General features: G+C 59.3%; 16 protein-coding genes. 7 read left to right on the top strand and 9 right to left on the bottom strand.

Features of this window, described 5'->3' with window-relative positions; all coding sequences use genetic code 11:
- Window positions 1-10: 10 nt before the first annotated feature.
- On the bottom strand, window positions 11-2,131 hold the full coding sequence (gene tkt / locus ED655_RS11505; RefSeq protein ID WP_023978566.1) for a transketolase: 2,121 nt from the start codon (window positions 2,129-2,131) through the stop codon (window positions 11-13).
- A gap of 1,443 nt (window positions 2,132-3,574) precedes the next feature.
- On the opposite strand from tkt, the gene ED655_RS11510 reads away from it, so the two are divergent.
- From ED655_RS11510 to ED655_RS11535, 6 genes are all read left to right on the top strand, one after another.
- Complete coding sequence (locus ED655_RS11510) at window positions 3,575-4,090, top strand: ankyrin repeat domain-containing protein (protein ID WP_122039834.1); 516 nt, start codon at window positions 3,575-3,577, stop codon at window positions 4,088-4,090.
- On the top strand, window positions 4,087-5,154 hold the full coding sequence (locus tag ED655_RS11515; RefSeq protein WP_122050253.1) for a pyridoxal phosphate-dependent aminotransferase: 1,068 nt from the start codon (window positions 4,087-4,089) through the stop codon (window positions 5,152-5,154). Before ED655_RS11510 ends, ED655_RS11515 begins: the two co-directional genes overlap by 4 nt.
- Before the next feature lie 124 nt (window positions 5,155-5,278).
- Window positions 5,279-5,563, top strand: coding sequence for a hypothetical protein (locus tag ED655_RS11520; protein ID WP_122050254.1), 285 nt, complete (start codon window positions 5,279-5,281; stop codon window positions 5,561-5,563).
- Between the two features lie 87 nt (window positions 5,564-5,650).
- The gene (locus tag ED655_RS11525) at window positions 5,651-6,892 is read left to right on the top strand and encodes an aminopeptidase (protein ID WP_122050255.1); all 1,242 of its coding nucleotides are present in this window, start codon (window positions 5,651-5,653) and stop codon (window positions 6,890-6,892) included.
- A complete protein-coding gene (locus ED655_RS11530; RefSeq protein ID WP_240993634.1) occupies window positions 6,889-7,428 on the top strand; it encodes a hypothetical protein in 540 nt (179 codons plus the stop codon). Before ED655_RS11525 ends, ED655_RS11530 begins: the two co-directional genes overlap by 4 nt.
- A gap of 79 nt (window positions 7,429-7,507) precedes the next feature.
- Window positions 7,508-7,915, top strand: a complete 408-nt coding sequence (locus tag ED655_RS11535; RefSeq protein ID WP_122050256.1) for a hypothetical protein — start codon at window positions 7,508-7,510, stop codon at window positions 7,913-7,915.
- Between the two features lie 93 nt (window positions 7,916-8,008).
- Here the strand turns inward: ED655_RS11535 and ED655_RS11540 are convergent, their stop codons facing one another.
- On the bottom strand, window positions 8,009-8,374 hold the full coding sequence (locus ED655_RS11540) for a hypothetical protein (protein WP_122050257.1): 366 nt from the start codon (window positions 8,372-8,374) through the stop codon (window positions 8,009-8,011).
- Between the two features lie 506 nt (window positions 8,375-8,880).
- On the opposite strand from ED655_RS11540, the gene ED655_RS11545 reads away from it, so the two are divergent.
- The gene (locus ED655_RS11545; protein WP_122050258.1) at window positions 8,881-9,624 is read left to right on the top strand and encodes a response regulator transcription factor; all 744 of its coding nucleotides are present in this window, start codon (window positions 8,881-8,883) and stop codon (window positions 9,622-9,624) included.
- Here the strand turns inward: ED655_RS11545 and thiD are convergent.
- From thiD to tolB, 7 genes are all read right to left on the bottom strand, one after another.
- Complete coding sequence (gene thiD / locus ED655_RS11550; RefSeq protein WP_122050259.1) at window positions 9,616-10,407, bottom strand: bifunctional hydroxymethylpyrimidine kinase/phosphomethylpyrimidine kinase; 792 nt, start codon at window positions 10,405-10,407, stop codon at window positions 9,616-9,618. The two genes, ED655_RS11545 and thiD, sit on opposite strands and share 9 nt — an antisense overlap.
- Window positions 10,407-11,774: a phosphoglucosamine mutase gene (gene glmM, locus ED655_RS11555; protein WP_122050260.1), complete on the bottom strand. Its 1,368-nt coding sequence runs from the start codon at window positions 11,772-11,774 to the stop codon at window positions 10,407-10,409. The genes thiD and glmM overlap by 1 nt, the downstream gene beginning before the upstream one ends.
- A 109-nt stretch (window positions 11,775-11,883) precedes the next feature.
- Complete coding sequence (gene ftsH, locus ED655_RS11560) at window positions 11,884-13,806, bottom strand: ATP-dependent zinc metalloprotease FtsH (RefSeq protein ID WP_122050336.1); 1,923 nt, start codon at window positions 13,804-13,806, stop codon at window positions 11,884-11,886.
- A 165-nt stretch (window positions 13,807-13,971) separates the two neighbouring features.
- Complete coding sequence (gene tilS / locus ED655_RS11565; RefSeq protein WP_122050261.1) at window positions 13,972-15,261, bottom strand: tRNA lysidine(34) synthetase TilS; 1,290 nt, start codon at window positions 15,259-15,261, stop codon at window positions 13,972-13,974.
- 8 nt (window positions 15,262-15,269) lie between these two features.
- Window positions 15,270-16,130: a tetratricopeptide repeat protein gene (locus ED655_RS11570; protein ID WP_122050337.1), complete on the bottom strand. Its 861-nt coding sequence runs from the start codon at window positions 16,128-16,130 to the stop codon at window positions 15,270-15,272.
- Between the two features lie 259 nt (window positions 16,131-16,389).
- Complete coding sequence (gene pal, locus ED655_RS11575) at window positions 16,390-16,866, bottom strand: peptidoglycan-associated lipoprotein Pal (protein WP_023978578.1); 477 nt, start codon at window positions 16,864-16,866, stop codon at window positions 16,390-16,392.
- 276 nt (window positions 16,867-17,142) lie between these two features.
- A complete protein-coding gene (tolB, locus tag ED655_RS11580; RefSeq protein WP_122050262.1) occupies window positions 17,143-18,522 on the bottom strand; it encodes a Tol-Pal system beta propeller repeat protein TolB in 1,380 nt (459 codons plus the stop codon).
- Between the last annotated feature and the right edge of the window lie 25 nt (window positions 18,523-18,547).

The following is an 18,547-nucleotide window of genomic DNA, read 5'->3' on the forward strand; positions in this document are numbered from 1 at the left end:
GGTAGTCGTCTTACTTGCGGGCAGCCTGCTCGCGGGCCGCGTCGTAAACCTTCTCCGGCGTGAAGCCGAACTTGGTGAGAAGGCTCTTGAGCGGTGCTGAGGCGCCGAAGCTGTTCATCGCGATGATCGAACCGCCGATACCGGTGTAACGATCCCACCCGAAAGCGGCAGCCTGTTCAACGGCCACACGTCCCTTGACGTCCGGCGGCAGCACACTGTCCTTGTAGGCCTGGTCCTGCTCCTCGAAGAGGTCGAAGGACGGGAAGGAAACGACGCGGGCCTTGATGCCTTCTGCCGTCAGCTTCTCATAGGCATCAACCACCAGCGAGACTTCCGAGCCCGATGCCATCAGGATGACATCCGGCTTGCCTTCACAGCTTGCCAGGACATAAGCGCCCTTTGCCACGCCAGCGGCGGAAGCATATTTGCTGCGATCCAGCGTCGGCAGGTTCTGGCGGCTCAGAACGAGCACGGCAGGCTTGTGCGTCTGCGGGATCAGGGTGCGCCATGCTTCAGACACTTCGTTGGCGTCGCCGGGACGAATGGTCATGATACCGGGTGTGGCGCGCAGCTGGGCCAGCTGCTCGATCGGCTGATGTGTCGGACCGTCTTCACCAACACCGATGGAGTCATGGGTGAAGATGTAGATGACCGGCAGCTCCATAAGAGCCGACAGACGGATCGGGGCCTTCATGTAATCCGAGAAGATCAGGAAGCCCGAACCGTAGGTGCGCAGGCCAGCCAGCGCCATACCGTTGCAGATCGACCCCATGGCGTGTTCGCGAATGCCGAAATGGACATTGCGGCCGCCATAAGTACCACCCCACTGCGGCGGCTGGAACGAACCAGCGCCCTCGAAGGTCAGGTTCGTCTTGGTCGAGGGCGAAAGGTCAGCCGAACCACCGATCATCCAGGGGATGTTCTTGGCGACGGCGTTGATCAGCTTGCCCGAGCTGGCGCGCGAGGCAACACCCTTCGCGTCGGCTTCCCAAACCGGAATATCCTTGTCCCAGCCTTCCGGCAGACGACGCTCGAAGATCGCGCGCAGCTCGGCGGCTTCCTTCGGATATTCGCTGGTGTAGCGATCGAACAGCGCATGCCATTCCGCACGTGCCTTGGCACCGCGCTTGCCAAGACCTTCCTGGAAATGCTCCAGAACGCCTTCCGGCACATGGAAAGCATCGGTCCAGGGCCAGTGATAGGCCTTCTTGGCACCAGCGATTTCTTCTTCGCCAAGCGGCTCGCCATGGGCAGAGGCCGTACCGGCCTTCTTGGGCGCACCGAAACCGATCACCGTGTGCATCACGATGAGGCTCGGACGATCCTTGACCGAACGGGCTTCCTCAAGAGCCTTGCTGACAGCAGCGATGTCATTGACATCATTGACCGTCACCACGTGCCACTTATAGGCGCGGAAACGCTCAGCCACGTTTTCCGTGAAGGCGAGATCGGTCGAACCTTCGATCGAAATCTGGTTGGAGTCATACAGCCAGATCAGGTTGCCCAGACCCAGGTGACCCGCCATCGAAGCTGCTTCGGACGAAACGCCTTCCATCATGTCGCCGTCGCCACAGAACACATAGGTGTGGTAGTCGAACAGATCGAAGCCGGGGCGGTTGTAATGGGCAGCGAGATACTTCTCAGCCATTGCCATACCGACGGAGTTGCCACAGCCCTGACCCAGCGGGCCGGTGGTGGTCTCGACGCCGGAGGTGTGGCGGAATTCCGGATGACCAGGGGTCTTGGAATTCAGCTGACGGAACTGCTTGAGATCTTCGAGGGTCAGCGACGGGCTGTCGAGAACCTTGTCCTTCACCACATCGCGGATGCCGGTCAGGTAGATCGTCGAATACAGCAGCATCGACGCATGACCGACGGACAGCACGAAACGGTCGCGGCCAGGCCACAGCGGATCAGCAGGATCGTATTTCAGGTCATTCTGCCAGAGGGTGTACATGACAGGAGCCAGCGCCATGGCCGTTCCCGGATGGCCTGAGTCGGCCTTTTCCACACCATCCATCGACAGGGTGCGGATGGTGTTGATGCTCAGCTGCGCGATGTCAGAGACACTGGCGCCGGCCGCTCCACCGGTTTCCGCGCCGAACGCGGACGGGTTGCTACAAGAACGCATCAAAAATCGACCTCCGAATTAACTCTCTGCGATGGAAAACCATCAGCCGGACAGACACCAATGTTCAAGACCGGTTTGCTGTCCGAGACAACCCCATCGGGGATCCTTTTCGTATCGGCGACCATGCAGAGTCAGCGACCACCCTCACCTTGCACGGCGCACCGTGGGGAGGCGGTTTCCAAACACCCTGACCATACGCCCTGGTCAGCGCGATGTTCCGCTGGACTGCACATATTGCCTCAAATTCCCGACAGCATTGAAACCAGACTGAAGCCTACCGGCCAGGCAATACATTGCGTTGCGCATAAAACGCCCATTGCCCACATTGTGCTAGAGCCAAAACCATCACGACTGCTCGACTACACGAAAATTTGCAGGATTTGTCGCGCAACGGTCTCAACTGGGGTCGCACTCGAGTAGATGGAGTTGCTGTGAACCCGCCTCTTATCGCTTTTCCCCGCCCGACGGCCCGTCCGGGGCATGTCGGTAGTCCGCCGGGATTGTCACACGATCTTCATATTGAGTGATACAATAAGCGGTGAAATCAAGACGGAGCGGCTCACGAACCTGACGCCCATCTGTCTCGCTTGCCTCGCAGAGGGCACTGCCGGCCGGGCTACCGTGAAACCCCATGCTTCGCACACAGTTCGTTCTGCCCTGAGGTAACCGGATAGTAGGCGCTTTGACTGACTGCCTCGGCTTGCCTCTCGCGCCGCCAGCCCCTTCAACGTTTCGCCCCGACGCGCACTTGGTTGGAGAACTCCCCATCATCCATTTCCCGCAAACGCGAATTCCAGCCAGACCACCTTCTTGTGACGATCAACATGCATAGCGCCGGGAAAGTGCCAGTCCATTCACGCGTTTACGGGTCGGGGGCATCATCAGGGCAAAGGAATAATAAGGCGTTGCGATCCTCGCTCCCGTGATGGCGCCCCCTTGGGCGCACCCTGCGTCAGCAGGGTCATGCACCAAGGTGTTCGTCTACCCTCTGAAGCGCCCGGTCGCCCGGTATAGATACCGCCTGCTTCTGCTCCTGGAACGATGATGGTCAACGGCTCGAGGCGCTTTATCTCGGGCTGCCTCGCATCGACACCCGATGACCTTTGAGACGCTCCGTACGACCTCCAGATGGCTCTAGAGCAGACAACAACCATCAGCTATGGAGCGACGGCAAGACATAAGCGAGCCCACCATTGGCAACGGTTCATCTGATGGATAGCAGCCCTTAGCCCCCTGCCCATCGGCCGACCCAAACAGGCTCGCTGCGTTGTCCGACTTCCTCGCAAGGCGCGCAACGGGCGCAATGTCTAAGGACGAGTCACCATAGGACACGAGCCATCTAAATCTACAGGGCTTCTTTCGGATCGACCGGGGCTCGGCTATGATTTCCCTCCGCGATCCCTGTGACCGCGCCAGTTCAGGAATGAGAGTCTCCACCCCACGATGACCGAGATGATGCCGGCAGGCAGTTTTTCGCCAGAACAGATCACCGCGCTTTTCATCGATGCCGCCCGCGTGGACGACACCGACATGCTGACGCAATTTCTCGATGCAGGCATGGCCGTCGATGCACAGGACAGCCGCGGCTACACGGCTTTGATCGTAGCGGCCTATAATGGCGTCCTGCCCGCGACGGCGCTGCTTCTCGAACGCGGCGCCAACCCTGACATGCAGGATGCAAAAGGTGCGACAGCCCTGTCGGGGGTCGCCTTCAAGGGGCATCTTGCCGTGGCCGAACTGCTCGTCAGCGCAGGCGCCAGTCTCGATATACCCAGCCATCTGGGCCGCACGCCGCTCATGTTTGCCGTCATGTTCGGTCGTCAGGATATGGTGCGGTTTCTGCTCTCGAAGGGCGCCAATCCCGCCCATCGTGATGCAGAAGGCCTGTCTGTGCTCGATATCGCGGAATCGCATGGCCAGAGCCATCTTTTCACCTCAAGCGAAGCGGATTTCTCATGAGCCGGTTCTGGAACCCGCTGGTTGCGGATCTGCACCCCTATATCCCGGGCGAGCAGCCGCATTTTACTGATATCCTGAAGCTCAACACCAATGAGCTTCCCTATGGACCGAGCCCGGCTGCGCTGAGCGTTATGCAGGAAGGCTGCAACGATAGCCTGCGGCTTTATCCGGACCCAACAGCCCGTGATCTGCGCCAGACCATCGCGTCGGTCTATGACACGGTGCCGGAACGCGTTTTTGTCGGTAACGGGTCTGACGAAGTGCTGGCCCATGCCTTCCGGGCGCTGGTCGCACCGGAAGCGCCCATGCTTTTTGCCGATGTGAGTTATGGGTTCTATCCCGTCTATTGCGGCCTGTTCGGTCAGCCCTATCAGGAAATACCGCTTAACAAGCGCTTCGAGATCGACATCGAGGATTATGCCATCCCGTGCGGCGGAATCGCGATTGCCAATCCTAACGCCAATACCGGGCACGCCCTGTCACTCGAGGCGATCTCACGCCTTGCGACGCTGCAGCCTGACCGCACGATCATCATCGACGAAGCCTATGTCGATTTTGGCGCCGAGTCTGCTGTGTCCCTCACCCGGGAGCATGACAATCTGCTGGTTGTGCAAACTCTTTCGAAGTCGCGTGCTCTCGCGGGGCTGCGGGTTGGCTATGCCATAGGCCACCCCGACCTGATTGAGGGACTGATCCGGGTCAAGGACAGCTTCAATTCCTATCCGCTCAGCCGCCTTGCCCAGGCCGGGGCCTCTGCCGCCATTGCCGATACGGCCTGGCTGGCCTCGACCACCGGGAGGGTTATGGCGAGCCGCGACAGGTTTGTGCAGGCCATGAGCGGGTTGGGCTTTGACATTCTGCCCTCCTGTGCCAATTTCGTTCTGGTGCACCATCCCGCGCACAAGGCTGGCGATCTGCTGGCCGGGCTTCGGGAGCGCCACATCATCGTCCGGCAGCTGAGTGCCCCCCGCATACGCGACTGGCTTCGCATCACGATCGGCACGGATGATGAGATGAGCCGCCTGATCGAGGCGCTTGCTTCAATGGGTCTGACCGCGCGCTGAGTGTCAGCGCAGTCACCCTTCTGACCTTCACATGACGGGGCTGGCCCGGCGCGATGAGTCGTCGGTCTGGTTCCATGCCGAAAAACGAGTCCCGGGCTGACCGGGCAGATAAAGAGATTTCACGATGCGTTCGTACACAGGACAGCTCTCAGACAATCAACCCATCCGGCGCAATCTGGCCGAGAAGCAGAAGCAACTGCGTGACCTCAAGGAAACGCTCGCCACAATGAAGCCGCATACATCGCCTTCGCTGAAGGAAAGTGTGCAACGTCGTATCCGCGAGCTCGAGGTCGAGATCCGTACCGCGCCACGCAATGACAAACCCGCGACGCAGGACAAGACGCAGCGCAACGAACGCCAGCGTCGTGCGCCGCGTCGCGCCCATCATGCCGAGACATTTGGCGAGTAATCTCGTTCGATCAGGAGCCCCTCACCTCAAGTGAGCAGGGCGTTGCCCCCGGAGTCGAACAAAGGCTCGCCCCGCAGGAGAAACGTGATGTCTGAAGCCACCCTCCCATTCACCGAGCGTCTCGACAGACTCGGCGAAGTTGCCGTTCGTATCGGGCTGAATCTTCAGCCCGGCCAGGAGCTGGTGATTTCCGCGCCGCTGGAGGCCGTCTCGCTGGTGCGCCGCATCACCGAGCACGCCTATCGCGCCGGCGCGAGCCTCGTCACCACGCAATATGCCGATGATGAGGCAACGCTGGCACGCTATCGCTTTGCCTCCGATGAGAGCCTCGACAAGAGCGCCCAGTGGATGGCGGATGGCATAGCACGGGCTTACCGGGAAGGTGCTGCGCGCCTGGCCATTACCGGCAGTAACCCGACCCTGCTCAACGGGCAGGATCCGGCCCGTGTGTCGCGCGCAAGCCGCGCTGCATCGCGTGCCAGCCGTGAGGCCATGGAGATCATCACGCGCTTTGACACCAACTGGACGATTGTTGCCTATGCAACAGCGAGTTGGGCGGCGCAGGTCTTTCCCGATCTGCCGACGCAAGAAGCGCAGGACCGACTCTGGAACGCCATATTTGCCTCGTCCCGACTGGATGCGGCTGATCCTGTCATTGCCTGGAAGCAGCATAATGCAACCCTGCATGCCAAGGCGGCGATGCTGAATGAGCGCCGCTTTCATGCCCTGCACTTCACCGGCCCCGGCACGGATCTGACTGTGGGTCTTGCGGATGGTCATGCCTGGGCGGGCGGTGCCGAGCGCACGACAAACGGGATTGAGTGCAACCCGAATATCCCGACCGAAGAAGTCTTTACAACGCCTCACAGCCATCGGGTGAGCGGACACGTTTCAAGCACCAAGCCGCTCTTCCACCAAGGCACGCTGATCGACGAAATCCGCGTGAGCTTTGCTGAGGGGCGTATCATCGAGGCCCATGCTGGCAAGGGAGAAGATGCGCTGCGCCGGATTCTGGAAACAGATGAAGGTGCCGCCCGTCTTGGCGAAGTGGCTCTGGTGCCTCATGCCTCGCCCATCTCGGACACCGGCATCCTGTTTCGTAACACGCTGTTCGATGAAAATGCCTCGAGCCATATTGCGCTTGGTCAGGCCTACACCAAATGCCTGTTCGACACTGAAGGGGCCTCGGCTGAAATGCTCGCTGCCCGCGGTGCCAATACAAGCATGATCCATATCGACTGGATGATCGGCTCGGACAAGATCGACCTCGATGGTCTGGCTGAGGATGGCACGGCGACACCGCTGATGCGCAAGGGGGCGTGGGTATGATGAAAATGCACCTGACAAAACTCGCCGCGCTAGGCTTCGTGCTTAGCGCCTCACCTTCTCTGCTTGCAACAAACGCCTTGGCGCAGAACGCGCCCTCTGTTGCGCAGAGCCAGCAGAGCATCCCGCCCGAAATGAGGCAGGATATCGAGGCAGGGCTGGGTTATCCCCTGCCTGCCGACTTCATGCCGCGTGCAGCCCAGACCGTGCAGGCGCTCCAGGCGGCCAATATCCGACCGCCCAATTCCACCCAGATGTCGTTGCGCGCGACGATCGCCCATATGCAATCCATCCCGGGTCTGCCTGCCATCCTGAGCACTCACGGTTTCACCCCCGAGAGTTTTGTGATGGGTATGACGGCCTTTGGCATGACCGTAGCGGCAACCAATGGCCAGCCCCTGCCCGCTGGACTGCCAGCACCCAACCCCGCAAATATTGCTCTGTTCCACGCCCATCCCGATCAGGTCACCGCGCTCATGCAGGCCATGGGTGCCCCCCCCGGTCAGGCCGACAGCCAGGCGCCAGGTCAGGCCAACTGAACAGACGTGTTGAGTACGCAGCAAGGCATCGCACTCAACACGTTACCCTGCTGATCCACTGCACCAGAGCGACAATGTCATGAAGGAATTTGCACTCGATCCGGCGACATTGCCGGAGGCCGATATTCTCGGCCATGCACAGGCAGGACGCCTCCTGCGTGCCGAACGAACAACCCCGCCAAACGGCGTGCCAGCCTTTATTACATGCGAAGACTGGAAGACGATGGCCGCCCGTTTTGGCACAGCTGCCGAAAAAGATATCGACCTCTTCCAGGCTCTCGAAAAGGCTGTGCAACGCCTTCTCGGCCATGCGGCCGAAACCCTGGCAAAACGCGAAGCCGGTGTGATCAGCGCCACGCTCAGCGCACAGACTGATCTGTTTGATGAGGACGGTCCTACTTATCTGTCGTTTCTTCGCGATTCGACACACCCCGTTGCCTGTGTGGTGATCGGCACGAGCCCCTGGGCAGACACTGGCCTTTCATAAGCCGGACGCCATGACGCCTCACCAACGCCATGGCACCGAAAACTGACAGAAACCTGACCGATCCAACGCGTGTGTGACCCTCTCTGGCAGCCTTCACAGCTCTCTGTGGGTCTTATCCAGAGGTGTCTCCCCGCCTTGATTCGTCTCTTCAGGCTCGCAGGTAGCAGGCACTTCCTCGGTGGAGAATGATCGCGTGACTGCCATCTTCGCCTGTATATAAGCCTGATACGCTACGGCGACATCTATCGCGACCTCACGTTCGGCCAGCCTGGCCCGATCGATTGCCGCCCGGGCTTCAGGAAGCCAGTTCACGAATCCCTCTACCGCACTGTCCTCATCATCGGATGCCAACACGTTACGCTCGGCATTCACAATGACAGCTTCTGCATTGCGACGATCCCGCCTGACCCCGGTCTCTCGGCGGAGAACCGCTGTCAACGCCTGAGCACGATCCATCATCTCGTGCCACCTCTGGAGCCGGCTGCTTTTTCGTATCTGCACAGTACTCACTTTTCATTGCGGGCCTGTAGGCGCTTACGATCGCTTCAATTCTCTGACCGAAACATTCGCAGCGTCGCTCGCGTGCGACAAATACGAGCGAATCATGCGGTCAGAAATCTGCAGATTCTCAAAAGAGAGAAGCGTGCTGACTAAGGAATACAACCTGTACGCGCATTCTTTCGATTGCCGAACGCGAGGAAAGACAATCTCAAGTCATAGCTCGTTAACCGTCGTTAAATAGGCATATGTTAGTGTTTTAAAAATGTTCTTGGGGTTGAAAGAACCCCATATTTGTCCGAAAAATCAGGAAAAACAGAAATTAGTCTTTCAAAGAAACTGTAAGATTAATCCGTTAAAGACTCGTTACCATTAGGAAGAAATGTTTCAGACGCGAGAAAGTATTTTTCTTGCCGACAGCAACCTTAGGTAGTAATTAGCCATCATCAACCCTGGAGACTGACGAGATGCGCCTCCTTCTTGCGGAAAGCGACCAAGCCACGGCTCAAGCGCTCATCAAAACACTCAAGCAGGGCGGTATTACTGTTGATCATGCACATAGCGGGCATGAAGCAATCGATATGCTGCGCCATTACGACTATGATCTGGCCCTGACGGAACTGACACTCGAAGACCTTGAGGGCTATGAGGTAATCCGACGGGTACGCAAGACACAAATTCAGACCCCGATTATTGTGCTCAGCGCCATGACACGTGCCCAAGCCAAAATAAAGGCACTCCATGCCGGAGCAGATGACTACATCACGAAGCCATTCGACACGGAAGAATTGATGGCGCGATTGCAGGCAGTACTGCGGCGTTCCAGAGGCTTCAGCACAACGATCATGACGGTCGGCCCCCTCTCGCTCGATCTGAATGCCAAGAGCGCCTCTGTAAATGGTAATCCGGTGCAACTTACCGGCAAGGAATACGCCATACTTGAACTGTTAGTCCTAAGGCGCGGCAATGTCCTGACAAAGGATGCCTTCCTCAATCATCTCTACGGTGGTATCGACGAACCGGAAATGAAAATCATAGATGTGTTCATCTGCAAGCTGCGCAGGAAACTACAGCAATTCGGTGCAGGTCAGATGATCGGTACCGTGTGGGGCCGCGGCTATGTTCTCCGCGACGAGATCAAGCCCATGCCGGCGATGCCCGCGGCAGAACAAGTCCTGCATCACCCGGAAGTCTTGCAATCCTTACCCTGACTTCGGGAGATGATTCATGGGACGGGCGGTCCCTTTGCCGAATACGGGGGCTTGCAGGATAGCCTGCCTGACATAAAAACGCGCATGCTCGACGGCCTGCTCAACGTCGTAGCCCTGCGCGAGATACGTAGCAATGGCACTGGATAACGTGCATCCGGTTCCATGCGTATGCAGTGTTTCCAGGCGCGTATCGGTGTAAGAGCGCGAGGTGCCGCTACCGATCAAAATGTCGGTCACGTTCCGCCCACTCAGGTGGCCTCCTTTTGCAAGTACCCAGCGAATACCATACTTTTCACTGAGGTCCCTCGCTGCTTCAGCCATCTCACGCTCCGTCGAGAGTTTCCTGCCACTCAGCACCTCGAGTTCAGGCAGATTTGGCGTCAGCATGAGACAGCGGCCATACAGTCGTGACAGCGCAGTTTCACCCTCGGCCGTCATGAGTCTGGCGCCGCTCGTCGCAACCATCACCGGGTCTATGACACAGGGTATCGCCGGATATCTCGCCAGCACCTCTGCCACGGCCAACATGATTGCCGCCTCTCCCAGCATACCGAGTTTGATGATATCCGCGCCGAGGTCATCGAGAACCATCGTCATCTGCTCTGCCACCATCTCAGGCGACACGTAGTCGATCCGGCTTACTCCGCAAGTATTCTGCGCCGTTATTGCTGTCACGGCGGTCATGGCAAACCCCCCGAGGGCAGTGACGGTCTTGATATCGGCCTGTATACCGGCACCGCCGCCGGAATCGCTGCCAGCAACGATCAGCACCCGGCCTTTCATCAGACAGCTACCGCTTTATGCACGGCATCACAGATCGAGGTGACGATCTCCTCCACGAGACCTGGATCCTCTGCTTCAGCCATGACACGGATAAGTGGCTCGGTACCACTCTTGCGCAGCACAAGACGGCCCGTACTGCCAAGACGCTCCTCCGCCGAGCGTTTTGCGTGGGCAAGCAACTCGGTTGAAAGGGGATCCCCTCCCTGATAACGGACATTGCGAAGCAACTGGGGATAGGGCTCGAATACGCGGAGAACTTCGCTGGCCGGTCGTCCGTCTTCCACCAACACGGCGAGGACCTGCAACGCAGCAATCAGTCCGTCACCGGTGGTTGCGAAGTCAGACAGGATCATATGGCCTGACTGTTCGCCGCCAAGCCTGATGTTCAACTCACGCATTTTTTCCACGACATAACGGTCACCAACCGCGGTGCGATGCAGGGTGATCCCGTTTTGAGCGAGTTTCTTCTCAAGACCCAGATTGGACATGATTGTTGCTACAGCATCATCGCTGCCCAGACGATCGTTCTTCTTGAGGAAAAGCACAATCAGGCCAAGGATCTGATCGCCATCCACGATCTGCCCTTTTTCATCCACGATGATAAGACGATCTGCATCGCCATCGAGTGCAATGCCGAGATGGGCTTCGTTTTCGAGCACCGCACTCTGCAAGGTTTCGGGGTGGGTCGAGCCACAAGCCGCGTTAATGTTCACACCATTGGGTTCGCACCCGATCTTGATGACCTCGGCACCCAGTTCCCACAGCGCTGCGGGGGCGACGCGATAGGCCGCTCCATTCGCACAATCGAGTACGATACGCAGGCCATCAAGTCGCGATCCCTTTGGAAAGGCCGCCTTCGCCGACTCGATATAGCGTCCCGCTGCGTCATTGAGGCGCGACGCACGTCCTACCTCCTCAGGAGACGCCATCTGATCCGTGAGATCCTGATCCATGAGAGATTCGATCTCGGCCTCGACGTCGTCAGACAGCTTGAATCCATCCGGGCCAAACAGTTTGATACCGTTATCGCCAAACGGATTATGGGAGGCGGAAATCATCACTCCCAGATCGGCGCGCAGGGAGCGTGTGAGCATCGCAATCGCCGGTGTCGGCAAAGGTCCAACCAGAATGACATCCATGCCTGCTGACAAGAAGCCGGAAACGAGCGCGCTCTCGATCATGTAACCTGAGAGGCGCGTATCCTTGCCGAGTACAACACTGTGACGATGGGCACCGCGCCGGAAGTAGAGACCCGCTGCCTGACCGAGCCGTAGGGCGACGTCTACCGTCATCGGAAAGCTGTTAGCCTTGCCGCGGATACCATCAGTGCCGAACAGCTTGCGGCCTGGATTGGATTGCTTGCTCATGATTGCCCTTCCTGTCACTTGCATCTGCGCGAGACGTGAGGTTCTTCAAGCACAGCGTGTGATACGAAAAAAGGGGGCTTGCGCCCCCTTTCCCAACCTGCTGGAACCCTCACCCGGCCTGGGGAGACGGATCAAGCGTTTCCGTGGTCCCGGCGGGCCTGGCCTTAACCGTCGGCACCGAGGAACGGCGGTTTTCAGGGGCTGCGTCATCGACCTCAATACGGGTGATTTCCTCACCACGCAGCACGCGGGCGACTTCATCACCGGAGAGTGTCTCATATTCGAGAAGCGACTTCGCAACCCGGTGAAGCGCGTCGATATGCTCCAGCAAAAGTGCATGAGCCTGCTGATAGGCGGTATCAATCAGAACCCGGATCTCGCGATCGATTTCCATTGCGGTTTGTTCGGACACGTTCTTGTTCTGCGTCACGGAGTGGCCCAGGAATACCTCCTGACCATTATCCCCATAAGCAACCATGCCGAGCTTCTCGCTCATGCCCCATTCAGTGACCATGCGGCGGGCATAGTTCGTCGCCATCTTGATGTCGCCTGAGGCACCGGTTTCGACATTCTCGGCGCCGAAGATGATCTCTTCAGCAGCACGGCCACCCATGGCCAGTACGAGCTGCGCCTTGAGCTGGGTCCGGCTCATGTTCAGACGATCACCCTCCGGGAGAATCTGAACCATACCGAGCGCGCGACCGCGCGGAATGATTGTCGCCTTGTGAATAGGATCGGAACCTGGGGTCAGCAGGGCGCAGATAGCATGACCGCCTTCATGGTACGCTGTCTTCTTCTTTTCGTCCTCGGTCATGGCCAGTGAGCGACGTTCAGCGCCCATCAGAACCTTGTCCTTGGCATTGTCGAATTCGAGCATCGCCACGGTGCGCTTGCCCAGACGGGCAGCGAGCAGAGCGGCCTCGTTGACCAGATTGGCAAGGTCGGCACCGGAGAATCCCGGCGTACCACGGGCAATCACCTTGGGATCAACATCCGAAGCCAGCGGTACCTTGCGCATATGGACGCGCAGGATCTTCTCACGCCCTGCAACATCCGGGTTCGGCACCACAACTTGGCGATCGAAACGACCGGGGCGGAGCAAGGCAGGGTCGAGCACGTCCGGACGGTTCGTGGCCGCGATGAGGATCACGCCCTCATTGCTCTCGAAGCCGTCCATCTCGACCAGCATCTGGTTAAGGGTCTGTTCGCGCTCGTCATTGCCGCCGCCCAGACCTGCGCCACGGTGACGGCCAACGGCATCGATTTCGTCAATGAAGATGATGCACGGCGCCGATTTCTTCCCCTGCTCGAACATGTCGCGCACACGCGAAGCACCGACACCCACAAACATCTCGACGAAATCCGAGCCGGAGATCGTGAAGAACGGTACGTTGGCTTCACCGGCGATAGCACGCGCAAGCAGGGTCTTACCCGTGCCCGGAGGGCCAACGAGCAGCGCGCCTTTGGGAATCTTGCCGCCCAGGCGAGTGAATTTCTGCGGGTCCTTCAGAAACTCGACAATTTCCTCAAGCTCGGCTTTCGCCTCGTCAATGCCAGCTACATCGTCAAATGTGACGCGTCCCTGTTTCTCGGTCAGAAGGCGAGCACGCGACTTTCCAAAGCCCATGGCCCGGCCACTGCCAGACTGCATCTGCCGGAAGAACAGGATACCGATACCCAGGAGGAAGATCATCGGCAGCCAGCTCGTGACGGCACGCAGGATGGGGCTGCCATCTGCGTCAAGCGGCTTGGCAACAACCTCCACGCCCTTGCCTGTCATCCGTGGCACGAGGCCAGGGTCAACCGGCGCATAGGTCTCGAAAGACGTACCGTCCTTCAAGGTGCCTGTGATGTTCTGGTTCTGCACAACGACAGAGCGCACCTTGCCTTCATCGATATCGGTCACGAAATCGGAATAGGCGAGTTGCTGCGCCGCGTGCTGGCTTCCCGTGGGCTGAAACGCCAGGAAGAGCAACAACGCCAGAACGATGATGATCACCCAGAGTGCCAGATTGCGGCCAAAATTGTTCATCACGGTCTCTATTGTTTCCAAATAACAGGTGCCAGGCCATGCGACCGGCGTGCCCCCAGGGAGAGACGTCGGCGTCGGTGGCCCCGTCTGCTGCCCTGAACCGACAACAGCGCTAATCTTTTTCATAACATAAGCATTTAGGGGGACGTTCCCACCCCCTGACGATCAAGTTTTCACGGTTTCCCGGTATTCTGGCCAACTTGACCGGTCACTCAGGCTCACGGCAGGCTCAAACGCGACTTCGAAATCAGGCCAGTCCTGCGAAATGCCCTCACCCAGCGTCGGAACACCCACGACACTGCCCCCTCGCCATAAGGCCGGAAGGGCGGCCAGCACTCGAGAGGGCAATGAATGGTGACGATAGCGGCGTGATTCCGGTCCCAAGGCGCCGACACTCAGCCCAGGCTGCATCGGCGCACCCCGCACCTTGAATCGCCGGTCCCACCAGAGCCCCTGACACAAGGCTGACTGCGCACGGATCGCCGCCACCTCGCGTGCCAGTATCCACCCCTCGCCATACCGCCCAGCCTTGAACAGGATGGCTCCTGAAAGCGTCATCGCACGCGGCGACGCGATCAATCCGGCCAGATCTGATGGAGAAGGAGGATAAGCCGCGCCAGATATCATCTGCCAGATCTGCCCCAGGAGGGCCGGGTCATCGGGCAAAGCCGTCATGACGGCATACCCGGCAGGATCAAGACGGATCGAGGCGAGCCAACGCGCCGCGGCTTCCGATCGCCTGTTGCGTAGAGTTCCGTATGTGCCTGCCTCGACCAGCGTATCACACCGCGTTGCGGCATCCATATCCTGCCGGATACGAACACGCTCGAAGCATCGCTTCTGGTTACTGGGGTCTTCCACCCATTCTATATCCTGCGCCTGCAACGTTGCACGAAGCCTTTCCGGCGCAATCGACAGCAGAGGGCGAAGATAGCGCAGATGCGGCGTCTCACGACTGAACGCCATGGAAGCAAGGCCATAGGGTGTGCTTCCATGCGCCTTGCGCATAAGGAAGGTCTCTGCCTGATCGCCGGCGTGATGCCCCAATGCAAGGTCGAGGATACCATGAGCGGCGCAGGCCTCGGCGAGGATCTGATAACGGGCCGCCCTTGCGGTCTCCTGCAATCGTCGCGTGCCATCAAGCGCCTTAATGCGCAGAACGCTCACGGGGATAGCGAGCGCCGCAAGTCTGGACGCTGTCAGCGCAGCCTCGGCTGCAGAGTCTTGCCGCAAGCCATGATCGACGACAAACGCCCTGATGGAACGGCGCCAGCGTCGCAGCAACCAGGCAAGACAGAGGCTATCTGCACCACCCGAAACTGCGACACCGAGTGGAAAGCGGGGCTCATCGGATGGAAAAGCCCCGAAGCCCTGCATGAGGGCCGCAAACTCCCCTGCCGCGATGGGCCCTGCGCCCGGATGGGAGGGCCGGTCCGCAGTTTCAGCTTCAGGCATCAGCCCGTTCAGTGGCAGTTGGCACGGCCCTTGAAGCTCGTGACGGCAGCCTTCACGCGTGGTGTGGGCGAAGGAAACTCGGAATCGAGCTTCTGCAGGGCCTGACAGGCCGAGTTCTTGTCGCCCATTGCCAGCATGGAGGCGGAGACGCCAAGCAGGGCTTCCTGCGCGCGCGTGGACTTGGGGGAGCGATTATAAGCGTCGTAATAGGCGACAGCGGAATCGCGATACTGCTTCTGCCCCGCGAGAGACTGGGCGAGCAGGAATTGGGATTCGAGCTTCCCATTGGCCGTTTTGGCCAGTTTCAGCGCCTGCTCAGCGTTGCTCTGTGCCGTGGCATAGTCACGGCTCTTCAGGGCAGCCTGACCGAATTTGAGCAGATCCAGCGCGGTCGCCGGTTTATCCGCGGGCGCTGCGGGTGGCGCACTGGAAGTGGCTGGCGCAGTCATGGCACCGGCACTGGATGCAGCGCCTGCCGCAGCGCCACCGGCTCCATTCTGCGCGGCGAACTGCATATCGCCAATCTGCTTGGTCAGCGTCGCATTCTGCGTCTGGACCTGATTGGTCAGCTGATCAAGCTCGCCACGCATCTCGCGATTTTCGTTCTCAAGCGTCGAAACACGCTGCAGAAGCTGGGAGACGAGATCGCCATTGCCCGAACTGACGGCGGGCGCGGCATTGCCACTCACCGGCACAGATGCCGCGCTGGACTGCACCTGCTGAAGCTGCTGCGAGAGTTGCTGGATCTGGTTTTGCAGCGCGATACCCTCGCGGCTCGTGACCTGAGCCTGTGCAGGTGAGAGCCCCAGCCCTGTTGCAGCGGCGACGGTTGAGAGAATGAGGAAGCGGGAAACTCGGGCACCGCGCATGGCGCATCCTTCGGTCAGATCGTGATGGCTGGCATCATGCCGCGCATGATCCCTCACCGTATAGCTCAAAAGAACTTGTAATTCAGACGTTCCATAAAACAAAACCGGCTGATGCCAAAGCACCAGCCGGTTTCGCCAGATCCGCATTCATCCCCTGCAAGACACAGAGGAGAATCAATCGTCAGAGTTGGCAGGTTATCGAAGTGCCGACATGAAAAATCAGGTCAGAACCAGGAACAACCCGGCAGTCTCGAACCGATTACTTGACCGAGGTGATCGCGTTACGGTTCTGAGCCCATGCCTGCTCGTCGTCACCATCGGCGGTCGGACGGTCCTTGCCGTAGGAGATCGTCGTGATGCGCGAAGGAGCAACGCCCTTGGCAACCAGATAGTCACGGGCTGCATTCGCGCGACGCTGGCCGAGCGCAATGTTGTACTCTTCCGTGCCACGGTCATCGCAGTTACCAGCGATTTCGACGCTGACCTGCGGGTAGCGGGCGAGCCATGCTGCCTGCTTGTCCAGAGTTGCCTGCGCATCGCTGGAGAGCGTGTTGCGGTTCAGGTCGAAGAAGACGCGATCGCCGACATTGGCGACCAGATCGGCTTCGCTACCGGGCGCAGCGCCGGTTTCCTGAGCCGTTGCGCCTGCACCGGTCGATGCACCCTTGTTTGATTCGTCCGAGCATGCAGCCAGAACGACTGCAAGGCCAAGCGCACCGAGAAGCTTGAAATTCATTTTTGCCAACCCTGAATATAGTCCCCATCCGGGACCAGGAAGCGTGACGACAACTAATTACGAAGGTCGGAGTTCCCGTTTTGCTTTCTGGTTACCATAACCATTGGGCCTTACCGATCCCGACGACCAAGATCGGCCATACTCATTCCCACGAAGCGCGGTCAAGCGGCATGACTACCATCGCGCACCAAGTCGCGTTGATTTCATTAGAAATTCAGAATTAGTGTCTCCGACGCCACAAAAAAGGGCATCAGAGACACAGCCTCACGGCCTTATTCAGCCCTGAAGCGGCGACCAGGCCGGATCAGAAGCGCCCGTGCTGGTGCGCACGGGACGCTCATGGAATCCGGTAATGTCGATCGTGCCGATTCCACTGGAGAACCCGGCGCCCCCTGCCCCGGCTGCCGATTGACGGCAGAAGGCGATCACGCGACCATTCGGACAGAAGGTCGGGCTTTCGACTGTAAAGCCCTCGGTCAGGATGCGCTCTCCCGTTCCGTCCGGCCCCATCACACCAAGCGAGAAACGACCATTGGCAATACGGGTGAAGGCAATCACATCACCACGGGGCGACCAGACCGGCGACCCGTACGTGCCATGACCGTATGAAATACGACGCGCGCCGCCGCCCGAAGCGCTCATGATGTAGAGCTGCGGCGATCCACCACGGTCGGAATTGAACACGATCTGGCTGCCGTCAGGGCTGAAGCACGGGCTCGTATCAATCGCACCGGAATTGGTGATCTGACGTTTGGAGCCCGAGCCAAGATCGACAACAAAGATGTCCGACCCGCCACCTCGCGTTGCCGAGAGCACGACCTGGCTGCCATTGGGGGAGAAACGCGGGGCAAAGGAAATGCCCTCGAATTCACCCAGCATACGCTGGCTGCCCGAACCGAGATCGAACGTGTAAACGCGCGGACGGTTATTCGCATAGGACATGAACGCAATCTGGTCGCGCACCGGATTGAAACGCGGTGTGAGCGTCAGCCACTGACCTGAGGTCAGCATATGGCTGTTGGCGCCGTCCTGATCCATCACCGCAAGACGCGTGATCTGGTGATGGCGCGGGCCAGTACGGGCGATATACGCAATGCGCGTATCGAAATAGCCCTTCTCACCCAGCATGCGCTCATAGATCACGTCAGCGATCGTATGGGCAATGCGGCGCCAGTTGCCAGCTGAGGCCGTATAGGCCGTTCCCTGAATCTGCTCACCCGTCAGAACGTTCCACAGACGCATCTCGACGCGCGTGCTGCTCGAACCCGCGGCACTTCCTGTGACCGCGGCACGTGCACCCTGCGCCTTGAGCGCCGCAAAATCCGGCGTGCCAGGGGAGCCGGGCAGGATCGTGAACAGGCCGGAGCTGTCGAGATCGGCCGAAACCACACTGGTGATCTGCTCACCCAGCCCGGGACCAAAAGACGGGATAGCAATGGGAATAGGCGCTGTACGAGCCTGATCGACCGTGATTTCCGCCTCACCCGGTGCGCCCCCTGCGGCATTCTGCGCGAAGGCGCCAATCGGCGTGGCCAGCAAACCGCCAGCAGCTATGGACGCGCCGAGAACCGAGCGTCGTGAGAACAGGGAGGAGAGGCTCTGCGCCTGGTCGTCGGACAGCAGGGGCCTATCGAAACGGGACGTATCGCGTGACATGAATTCGAGTCTCTTACGCTCTGGG

The organism is Asaia bogorensis, from assembly GCF_900465345.1.
Taxonomy (GTDB): domain Bacteria; phylum Pseudomonadota; class Alphaproteobacteria; order Acetobacterales; family Acetobacteraceae; genus Asaia; species Asaia bogorensis_A.